We start from the raw sequence: 9,711 nt of genomic DNA, 5'->3' as shown, positions 1-9,711 counted from the left end.
GTAGGAGTCTGGGCCGTGTCTCAGTCCCAGTGTGGCCGATCACCCTCTCAGGTCGGCTATGCATCGTCGCCTTGGTGGGCCGTTACCCCACCAACTAGCTAATGCACCGCAAGGCCATCTCAAGGTGACGCCGAAGCGCCTTTCATCAGCGGACCATGCGGTCCGTTGAACTATCCGGTATTAGCTCCGATTTCTCGGAGTTATCCCAATCCTTGAGGCAGGTTCCTTACGTGTTACTCACCCGTCCGCCGCTCATTCCACTGCCTTCCCTCCGAAGAGTTCCGTCAGTTTCCTGCGCTCGACTTGCATGTATTAGGCACGCCGCCAGCGTTCGTCCTGAGCCAGGATCAAACTCTCCATAAAGTGTTTGACTTGCTCGTTGTTGTGACCGGAGTCACGATTGACGAAGCTTGCGCTTCATTCGTTTTTGTATTCCGTAGAATACGATTTTTGCCCCATCGTTCAGTTTTCAAAGTTCGTCGTGTCGTTTTCAGCGACTTTAATAAGATATCACGGAATAACTTAAGCGTCAATCCTTTTTTGAAATCTTTTTTCTTTCCTGTCACCGTCCAGCGCGTGTTGCCCTGTCGACATGTATTAATATACTATCTCGGTATAATACCGTCAATAGTTTTTCTAAAAAAACTTTTGAAATCTTTTTTCTTCTATATATAGCAAAAACAATTCTAGGAAAAAGTAAAGCCGATCGTCATACGACCGGCTCATACGTCACGAGTTCGACTCCCGCCCCTTTAGTCGTTTGATATGAGATACGAATCAAACCTTTTCGCATGAAGAAATCGATTAAGCTGCTCAAATCTACTTTAACTTCTTGCAATCGTTCTTCTTCCATCAATTCATACATCGTCCAAGGATCCGTCCGTTCACGCATAATTTCGAATAAATAGCGTCCTCCCGATAAAACCTTGGATTGCAAAAGGTGCTCAAGCCCAATCAAAGCAAGATGAATACGTTGATCTAGTGTCTCTTCACTCATCAATAATTGCTCGTATAGTTTATAGACATCCGGGTCATCGAGTCGCGCCTGTTCCCAAACGACCGTTTCAGGATGTTTTCCTTTTTCGAGGACGGATAACCGTGCCAGGTGATGCAACGCATGATGGACATGTGTATAGGCATCATAATGATGTCCGCGACTAAACAAGTTTCTTCCATCTTGGAAACGACGCAACAATTTAGCAAAGGAAATCGTCATCTGTAAATGTCGTTCCTCATCAGGAAAATCGAGTAGTTGTCTTTTTAAGTCAACTAAGTAATCGTTTCGTTCGAATACGATCGTCCCTTCAGCAATCCAATGAATTGCTCGTCGATTAGCGTTCAATAAAATCCAACGCGATAACACATCCTCGTGTACAAGATGTAAAGATACTTTCAACGTATTCAATCGGTAATGTTTAATCGTCCATTCGACTTCCGGATCTCTTGTGATGACAACAAGAAGTGTATCAAATTGATCTGTCAGAGAATCCCGTGGTTGTCGTTTTTCAACCGCAATGATTCCTTGAGTTTCACGATAAGCCGCGTATTCCGAATAAATCGTTCGTGTTGCTTGTTCCATTTACTTCTCACCCTTCTATACGAACTCGTCGTTACCATTTTCGACAAAAAAACAAGCTTTCCTTCTTCAGGCAATCCCGCATCTTATGCTAGACTGACAACAGGGGGAATTCACTTGAAAAAACAACGAAAAAATAAAATAAACCGCGCGCGAAACTTAGCAATGTTCCTCGTATTCGGCGGTATGCTCGTCATGTACGGCGGTCTATTACTTAAACGATTTGAGATCATCATGGTCTTACTCATGCTTCTCGGTTTCGTCATGGTCCTCGCCAGTACGGCACTCTACTTCTTGATTGGTCTAACATCAACGAAGGCAGCTGTCGTTACTTGTCCGAATTGTGGAAAAGAGACAAAAGTCCTTGGTCGCGTTGACTTATGTATGCATTGTGACGAACCACTGACGATGGATCCTTCTCTCGAAGGAAAAGAATTTGACGAAAAGTACAATAAACACAATAAACGAGCTCCCCGCTAAGGGCAGCTCGTTTTTTTATTGGACATTCGATTGACAGTCCGGGCAAGTTCCATACACCTCTAGTCGATGACGATCGACTTTGAAACCTGTTAAATGAGCCGCTACCGTTTCGACATCATCGAGCACAGGATAATTGAAATCAACGATCTTTCCGCAGTTCTCACAGATCATGTGGTAATGGCGTGTCGTAACGAAATCGAAGCGACTTGAAGCGTCTCCGTAGTTCATTTCCTCAACGATTCCCTTTTCTCGAAAAACGCGTAAGTTATTATATACAGTCGCCACACTCATATTTGGAAATCGATGTTCGAGTGCACGATAAATCTCATCCGCTGTCGGATGTGTGTGTCCCGTCGTCAGATATTCTAAAATCGCGTGACGTTGTGGTGTCATTCGAACGCCTGATTCCCGAAGCGACTTCACGGCGTCATCCAGCATTTCGTTAGCCACGTCCATCCCCTCATTTCTATCTTTCATTGATTATCAGATTATAATCTTTATAATTAGTCTACCTACAAAAAGTCATTCCGTCAACGGCTCTGCACCGGATTTGACGTCCATGATACAATCATATCGTGATATTTTTCACGAATCATCGATTGGAGGAATCCTCATGTCTACTCACACTACTCGCCCTACTTCAGAGGCGTTATATGAAATCGCACAAGAGTGTATCGTTGGTGGCGTCAACAGCCCATCCCGTTCATTCAAAGCCGTCGGCGGCGGTGCACCTGTCTATATGGAAAGCGGAAAAGGTGCTTACTTTTATGATGTCGATGGCAATCGCTACATTGATTACTTAGCGGCCTACGGTCCGATCATCACAGGACACGGTCACCCCCACATTACGGAAGCGATCACACACGCTGCCCAGAACGGTCTTCTTTATGGCACGCCCCACCGTCTAGAAATCGACTTTGCACATAAACTACAAAAAGCGATTCCTTCGCTTGAAAAAGTACGTTTTACGAACTCCGGAACGGAAGCCGTCATGACGACGATTCGCGTCGCACGAGCATATACAGGTCGTGAGCTTGTCGTGAAGTTCAGTGGCTGTTACCACGGTCACTCGGATTTGATGCTGATCGCAGCAGGAAGTGGTCCAGCGACACTTGGTTCTCCCGATTCAGCAGGTGTCACGAAAGCGACGGCAAAAGAAGTCATCACGACACCATTCAATGATATTGAATCGTACCGTCAAATCATGGAACAATGGGGCGATCAAGTCGCTTGTGTACTCGTTGAACCAATCGTCGGAAACTTCGGTATCGTCGAACCGCAACCTGGATTCCTTGCTGCAGTCAACGAAATTACGCATGCTCACGGTGCACTTGTTATTTACGATGAAGTCATCACTGCATTCCGTTTCACGTACGGCAGTGCACAAGAGTTACTCGATATCCGCCCCGATATGACGGCGCTCGGCAAAATCATCGGTGGTGGTTTACCGATTGGTGCTTATGGCGGTCGCAAGGAAATCATGGAACACGTCGCGCCACTCGGTCCGGCTTATCAAGCGGGAACGATGGCAGGTAACCCAGCATCGATGGCCGCCGGTATCGCTTGTCTTGAATTACTTGAGCAGCCTGGTGTCTATGAAAAACTTGATTACCTCGGTGCCTTACTCGAACAAGGTGTACTGGAAGCAGCAAAACGTCATGACGTCACGATTACGATCAACCGTCTAAAAGGTGCCATGACGGTCTACTTTACGGATGAAACAGTCATCGATTACGATGGTGCAGAACGTGCAGATAGCGAGATGTTCGGACGTTTCTTCAAATTGATGCTAGAAGAAGGCGTCAACCTCGCTCCTTCGAAATACGAAGCGTGGTTCCTGACGACAGAACATACGGAAGCCGACATCAAGGAGACGATCGCAGCAGTCAATCGTGCCTTTGCTCGACTTTAAATCTCTTCACTAAAAAAGCAGCGCCCTCGCAAGGGGCGCTGTTTTTTGTTATTCGACGAGTTCCAGATTTTGAATGGCATACAGTTCAAAATAAGCGCCTCGTTTTTGCATGAGAACTTCGTGTGTGCCAATTTCCGTAATCTGACCATTTTCAATGACGACGATCTTATCGGCATCGGTAATCGTTGATAAACGGTGCGCGACAGTAAACGTTGTCCGCCCTTTTGCAAGACGCGCTAACGAATCTTGAATCATCGCTTCGCTCTCTAAATCGAGCGCACTCGTCGCCTCATCCAAGATTAGAATCGGCGGATTCTTCAAGAAGACCCGCGCAATCGCAAGACGTTGTTTTTGACCACCCGATAGCTTAACGCCTCGTTCACCGACCGGCGTATGATAACCGTTCGGTAATCGTTCGATGAATTCGTGGGCATTCGCTGCTTTTGCTGCTGCGATGACTTCCTCGTCCGTCGCGTCCGGATTCCCCATCTTGATGTTCATTTGGACCGACTCACTAAATAGAATCGATTCCTGCATGACCATCCCGATCTGATCGCGAAGACCTCGCAACTTCAAGTCACGAATATCAACACCGTCAAGCGTGATCCGACCGGCAGACACATCATAAAAACGCGGAATCAAACTGACGAGCGTTGATTTCCCGCCACCTGACATCCCGACGAAAGCAATCCGTTCGCCTGCCTGAACGTCAAGCGTCAAGCGATCGATCGCCAGCTCGCCGCCTTCTTCATAAGCGAAACTGATGTTTTCAAATTGAACGTTTCCGCGGACATCTTTCGGTTCACGCGCATTCGGTTTTTCCGTGATGTCGTACGGCTCATCTAAAAACTCGAACATCCGATCCATCGAGGCAATCGACTGTGTCAACGTCGTTGAGGAGTTGACGAGACGACCGAGCGGTGCATACAGACGGTCGATATAACCAATGAACGCGACCATCGTCCCAAGTGTCACTTGATTGTTCAAGACGAAGAACGCCGCCGTTCCGAAGATCAGGATTGGTGCGAAGTCCGTAATCGTCGAGACGACGACGTATGTCCGCGCATTCCAGTTCGTTTGACGAAGCGCTGCTTTTAAGAACCCATCATTTTGATGTTTGAACGCTTTGTTCTCGTGTGGTTCCAGTGCAAAACTACGGATGACCGCCATGCCGTTGACCCGCTCCGTCAAATGACCTTGTAGCTCCGCAAGTGCTGCCGAGCGTTCCCGTGTCAATCCACGTAAGCGACCGTAAAAGAACTTAACGGCGAGGGCGTAGAAGGGTAAAGGAATGATGGCGATAAGCGTCAACTTCGGATCAATCGTCCACATGATGGCAATGGCAATAAAAATCGTGATCATATCAAGCCATAGATTCATTAATCCTGTGACGACGAAGTCTTTCGTCTGCTCGACATCATTGATGATCCGCGAAATGACTTCTCCGGTTTTCGTATTCGAATAAAAACGAAGCGACAATTTCTGAACATGATCAAACAATCGGTTCCGTACGTCAAATAGAATCTTCGACGCTGACCATTGTGCGAGATATTGGCGAACGTATTCAAGCGGCGGCTTGACGATCAAGAAGATGAAGACACCTGCTCCGATCAAATATGCCAATTGCTTACTTTTTTCCGCCATCGGCATCGTGTTCCCAGTTAGGATATGGTCGATGATGTACTTATACAACAATGGAAGTCCGAGTGGGATCGAGAACTTGATGATCCCGACGAAGACCGTCAAGAGGATCTGTTTTTGATACGGCTTGACGAACGCCATATACCGACGAATCGAGCCTTGTTTCTTACGTTTTGCTTGTGTTGCCACATGTTTCACTTCCTTCAACTAAAAAAAGACGATGGCGAACCATCATCTCCGATATCTTGTTTCATATTCACGATACCACATATCCACAAAAGCCGGGTTAAATGGACCCTTGCGACTACGAATCCACTGGATCAGGATTTGGACATTGTCTTTCAAAATACGATCGATCGCCTTCGGATAATTCATCTCGCGGCGATGTTTCTCATATTCGTCCTCATCAAGGATCATGTAGGACATATCCGGATATACTTTGATATCTAAATCATAATCAATGTACTTGACTGCTCGATCTTTCTCATCGAACGTAGAAGGGGATCCGAGGTTACAGTAGTAATAAATGCCATCCTCCCGAATCATGCAAATGACATTGAACCAGAGTTCTGTTGAAAAATAACAGATTGCAGGCTCTCGCGTTCGCCACTGACGACCATCCGATTCACTGACCATGATGCGATCATTGAACCCAATCAATTCTTCTTCCGTCGATTTCAGCACGAGCGTTTCTTCCCAAACTCTGTGTAAGCTCCCGTTATGTTTGAAACTTTGAATCTCAATCTTGCTACTTTCTTTTGGGAATCGACTCATGTGCTACTCCTTTCTAAAGCGTTTTTCTTCCATTCTGTTATACTCTCGTGCTTATTATACCCATTTTCAGAACACATGAAAAACGAAAGGGTATTTTTTCAGAAAAATGACGGAATTCAGCCTTGAAAGTGATTCAAAATCGCATTTTTTCGCTGTTTGAACATCGGTTTCAAGATGAATGCTTCAATGACGAAGGCTGGTAAGAAGGAGGCATACGTCACTTCATCCATGAAATAGACGCCAGATTCACGTTCTTCGACTCGGTGCACGTGGCACCAGGCACGAAACGGATACGGCACTTTTGTACCAACATCGACGAAGACATATTCTTCTACGAAAGGAATCCAAGACGTCCACGAGACAAATAGTGGTGAAACTCCGACACGTAGACGAATCGTATTCCCGGCTCGCGTCCGTGTATCACCCGACGTCTTCACTTGCGGAAATACCGTCAATCGACTCAATGCCTTGGCATCACTTAAAAAATCCCACGCTTGCTTCTTTGATGTATCGACACGCGTCTCAAATCGAAAAGTATGCATTAGATCTCCCCCTTTAATAGTCGATCAATCTTCATTTGGGCGACAGATATCGGATGCGTCGCATACGTTTCCTGATCGACGAGTACTGTCTGATCCGGCTGTTCCGTCACGCGATAGACGGCGATCTCCCAAATCCGGTGTGAGAAGATATGTCGGACGTGCCCGACAAGCGTTCCCTCACGCTCTTCTTCCGCTTCTCGAAGTGGATATTGCCACATACCTGCAAGCAAACCGGTCTCCCCCCGTTGTTCAATTGCGATTTTTCCGTCTGCTTCATAAACAAGAGCGTCATAAGGAATTATTTGCGTCTTCCCTTTCTTCGTCTTCACAGGCAGTTCTTCCTGTGCGTTTCGGTCATATGCAAAACAAACGTCTTGAACAGGACAAAGTCCACACATCGGTGACTTCGGCGTACAGACCATCGCGCCAAGTTCCATCAACCCCTGATTGAAGCTTGACGGATCAGCTGGATCAATCAATTGATGCACGGCCGCTTCAAACAATTTTCGCGTCTTCGGTGCAGCGATATCTTCATAAATTCCAAGTACACGCGATAGGACGCGCATCACGTTCCCGTCCACTGCCGGTTCTGCTTGCCCATAAGCAATCGATAGAACTGCTCCTGTCGTATACGGACCGACACCCTTCAGTTGACTGAACAATTCCTTTTCATCGGGCACGATTCCATCATATTTTTCAACAACTTCCTGAACCGCGATTTGAAGGTTCTTGACACGGGAATAGTACCCTAAGCCCTCCCAGTGCTTCAGGACTTCACTTTGATCCGCTTCTGCTAAATCATGCGGTGTCGGAAAACGTTTCGTGAAGCGCTCATAATACGGAATGACTGTATCGACGCGCGTTTGTTGGAGCATGATTTCACTAATCCAGATATGATACGGGTTTTTGGTTCTTCGCCACGGGAGATCTCGCTGTTCACGAAGGAACCAGGCAATCAGTTCTGTGGTAAATTGTGTTTTATTAAAGTTTGTGAAATATTCTTGAACGACAGTCAAAAGGTTACCTCTTTTCTCTTAAATACGATATATTAATTAAAAATTACTCGGCAGAACCACGATGGATTCACCATCACGATTTCATAGAAGGAGCGAATTCGCATTGGATACTGGTACGCATATTGGCATGGGACTTTGTCTCGCCGCCATCTCGACGCTACACCCTGACGTCGCAGCGAGCACGACGCTGTTTGCTGCCGTGACGACGACAGCGCTCGTCGGCTCACACGCACCGGACTTCGATACTGTCTTTAAATTTAAAGGAAACAGCGCCTACTTGCGCCAACACCGCGGAAAATCACACGGTTTGATCGCTTTGCTCGCTTGGCCATTATTACTTTCGATCGTCATCGGCACGTTATTCGGTGTACCTCCGACTTCATTATGGCTGATGGCACAGATCGCTGTCGCTCTTCATGTCTTCGTCGATCTGTTTAACGCTTACGGAACACAAGCCTTACACCCGTTCAAAAAATCCTGGATCGGTTGGGGTGTCATCAATACATTTGATCCATATCTGTTCACGATGTATTATGCCGCGTTCGGGATTTGGCTACTAACGCGAGCGACGATCGTCATCTTCCCGATTTTAATTGCTATCGTCATCATCTACTACGCTGTTCAATTCAAGTTACGAAACGATGCCCTCGCGACCGCAGCCCGCTATTATCGCGGTGCGCATAAACTGTTCATCTCCCCTGGCATGAAATGGGATGAATGGCATGTCGCGGCACGTTTACGCGATGAGTATTCCGTCGTTAAGATTAACAGTGGAACCGTCGTCGAATGCGGAAACTTCCGGATCAAGGACGAACCACACGGTGACGCCTTGTACGAAATCGTCAAACAAAACGCGGACTTGCAAGCGTTTCTTGAGTTTTCGAAGATTCATACGTATACGGTCTCACGAAAGGATGGCATTGTCGAATACCGCTTCACCAACCTGCGTTACTTCACGAAGGAAGTCTATCCATTCGTTGCCGTCGTCAGAATCGACGCTGCCACACAAGAGATCGTCAGCTCCTATACCGGCTGGGTGTTTAGCGAACGGACCTTGCAGAAAAAACTGTTCATCCCTGCATTATAAAGACAAAGCTCCGCGCAACGGAAATCCCGATGTGCGGAGCTTTTTTCATTCGACGTTTCGACCTGTCATCAAATGCTTGAATTTTTCGTTCGTCGTATTAAACCGGTGTAACATTGCCCCGTGCTGTTTGATCTGCTGCTCGACAAAATGAACCGCAACGGCTTCACCTTGATATTTCTCACCTGCGCGCGCGAGTGTCGCTTCGAAATCTTCCCACAGCACTTCGACCCACGTCAGTGCTTCTTCCGGGGTTAATACTTCATTCACTTGTAATAATTCTTCAGCCAGTTGCTGAAGGGCTTGTTCTCGATTCGTCATGTCTGTTCTCCCTCTCCTGTGAATAACGCGAGCGGAATCGCGACTTCCTGAGCCGTTCCTTCAAAATGTCCCCAACCCATGACGCCATTGACGAAGTGTAACTCAAATCGCGCCTCTTCTCCTTCGATTCGGTAAAAGGCTCCCCGTTCGAATCGTGCCGGATCAATCAAATAACTTTTCGCAATGGCGATTTTTCGCGTCACGACTTCCACTTCGCTGACGTTCCCGTGTTGCTCCGCTTTTCGTTTTTGTTCACTTAATTTCGTAATCAACATCTCAAGCTCGTATTTCGATAATTGACTCATCCGTGTCTCCATTACAAAAACTCCCCCTCTTCGTTTTTCAGTATAAACGAAAAGGAGGAG

Annotated in this window: 11 protein-coding genes and 1 rRNA gene; 3 read left to right on the top strand and 9 right to left on the bottom strand. The window is 46.8% G+C overall.

Annotation, left to right across the window (positions count from 1 at the left end; all coding sequences use genetic code 11):
- Positions 1–363: ribosomal RNA gene (locus BW42_RS14725) — 16S ribosomal RNA — on the bottom strand; the annotation flags it as partial.
- A gap of 346 nt (positions 364–709) precedes the next feature.
- Complete coding sequence (locus BW42_RS14720; RefSeq protein ID WP_035412741.1) at positions 710–1,579, bottom strand: nucleotidyltransferase-like protein; 870 nt, start codon at positions 1,577–1,579, stop codon at positions 710–712.
- A 114-nt stretch (positions 1,580–1,693) separates the two neighbouring features.
- Between BW42_RS14720 and BW42_RS14715 the strand changes: the two genes are divergently transcribed.
- A complete protein-coding gene (locus BW42_RS14715; RefSeq protein ID WP_035412738.1) occupies positions 1,694–2,056 on the top strand; it encodes a DUF2614 family zinc ribbon-containing protein in 363 nt (120 codons plus the stop codon).
- 15 nt (positions 2,057–2,071) lie between these two features.
- On the opposite strand, the gene perR is transcribed toward BW42_RS14715, so the two are convergent.
- On the bottom strand, positions 2,072–2,494 hold the full coding sequence (gene perR / locus BW42_RS14710) for a peroxide-responsive transcriptional repressor PerR (RefSeq protein WP_369792039.1): 423 nt from the start codon (positions 2,492–2,494) through the stop codon (positions 2,072–2,074).
- Positions 2,495–2,669: 175 nt separating this feature from the next.
- On the opposite strand from perR, the gene BW42_RS14705 reads away from it, so the two are divergent.
- Complete coding sequence (locus tag BW42_RS14705; RefSeq protein ID WP_035412735.1) at positions 2,670–3,968, top strand: glutamate-1-semialdehyde 2,1-aminomutase; 1,299 nt, start codon at positions 2,670–2,672, stop codon at positions 3,966–3,968.
- A gap of 48 nt (positions 3,969–4,016) precedes the next feature.
- Here BW42_RS14705 and BW42_RS14700 read toward each other — a convergent pair whose 3' ends face one another.
- The 4 genes from BW42_RS14700 to mutY form a co-directional block, all read right to left on the bottom strand.
- Positions 4,017–5,750 carry an ABC transporter ATP-binding protein gene (locus tag BW42_RS14700; protein WP_035412790.1) on the bottom strand — a complete coding sequence of 578 codons (1,734 nt, stop codon included), beginning with the start codon at positions 5,748–5,750 and terminating at the stop codon, positions 4,017–4,019.
- A 90-nt stretch (positions 5,751–5,840) separates the two neighbouring features.
- Positions 5,841–6,383 carry a DUF402 domain-containing protein gene (locus BW42_RS14695; protein WP_023467311.1) on the bottom strand — a complete coding sequence of 181 codons (543 nt, stop codon included), beginning with the start codon at positions 6,381–6,383 and terminating at the stop codon, positions 5,841–5,843.
- 116 nt (positions 6,384–6,499) lie between these two features.
- Positions 6,500–6,925, bottom strand: coding sequence for a hypothetical protein (locus BW42_RS14690; protein ID WP_035412732.1), 426 nt, complete (start codon positions 6,923–6,925; stop codon positions 6,500–6,502).
- Complete coding sequence (gene mutY / locus BW42_RS14685) at positions 6,925–7,941, bottom strand: A/G-specific adenine glycosylase (RefSeq protein WP_035412729.1); 1,017 nt, start codon at positions 7,939–7,941, stop codon at positions 6,925–6,927. Before mutY ends, BW42_RS14690 begins: the two co-directional genes overlap by 1 nt.
- 103 nt (positions 7,942–8,044) lie before the next feature.
- On the opposite strand from mutY, the gene BW42_RS14680 reads away from it, so the two are divergent.
- Entirely contained in the window at positions 8,045–9,028 is a 984-nt protein-coding gene (locus tag BW42_RS14680) for a metal-dependent hydrolase (RefSeq protein ID WP_035412727.1), read from the top strand.
- 45 nt (positions 9,029–9,073) lie between these two features.
- Here the strand turns inward: BW42_RS14680 and BW42_RS14675 are convergent, their stop codons facing one another.
- On the bottom strand, positions 9,074–9,346 hold the full coding sequence (locus BW42_RS14675) for a YfhJ family protein (RefSeq protein ID WP_023467307.1): 273 nt from the start codon (positions 9,344–9,346) through the stop codon (positions 9,074–9,076).
- A complete protein-coding gene (locus BW42_RS14670) occupies positions 9,343–9,663 on the bottom strand; it encodes a DUF1811 family protein (RefSeq protein WP_023467306.1) in 321 nt (106 codons plus the stop codon). The genes BW42_RS14675 and BW42_RS14670 overlap by 4 nt, the downstream gene beginning before the upstream one ends.
- Positions 9,664–9,711: the final 48 nt, after the last annotated feature.

The organism is Exiguobacterium sp. RIT341, assembly GCF_000632205.1.
Lineage (GTDB): Bacteria > Bacillota > Bacilli > Exiguobacteriales > Exiguobacteriaceae > Exiguobacterium_A.
The sequence above is the reverse complement of the archived record's forward strand: the minus strand, read 5'-3'. Positions and strand labels throughout refer to the sequence as shown.

Coding starts and splice junctions, on each gene's coding strand:
- perR (WP_369792039.1), bottom strand. CDS start 2,494: ATGCTGGATGACGCCGTGAAGTCGCTTCGGGAATCAGGCGTTCGAATG.
- BW42_RS14700 (WP_035412790.1), bottom strand. CDS start 5,750: ATGGCGTTCGTCAAGCCGTATCAAAAACAGATCCTCTTGACGGTCTTC.
- BW42_RS14705 (WP_035412735.1), top strand. CDS start 2,670: ATGTCTACTCACACTACTCGCCCTACTTCAGAGGCGTTATATGAAATC.
- BW42_RS14670 (WP_023467306.1), bottom strand. CDS start 9,663: ATGGAGACACGGATGAGTCAATTATCGAAATACGAGCTTGAGATGTTG.
- BW42_RS14690 (WP_035412732.1), bottom strand. CDS start 6,925: ATGCATACTTTTCGATTTGAGACGCGTGTCGATACATCAAAGAAGCAA.
- BW42_RS14720 (WP_035412741.1), bottom strand. CDS start 1,579: ATGGAACAAGCAACACGAACGATTTATTCGGAATACGCGGCTTATCGT.
- BW42_RS14695 (WP_023467311.1), bottom strand. CDS start 6,383: ATGAGTCGATTCCCAAAAGAAAGTAGCAAGATTGAGATTCAAAGTTTC.
- BW42_RS14675 (WP_023467307.1), bottom strand. CDS start 9,346: ATGACGAATCGAGAACAAGCCCTTCAGCAACTGGCTGAAGAATTATTA.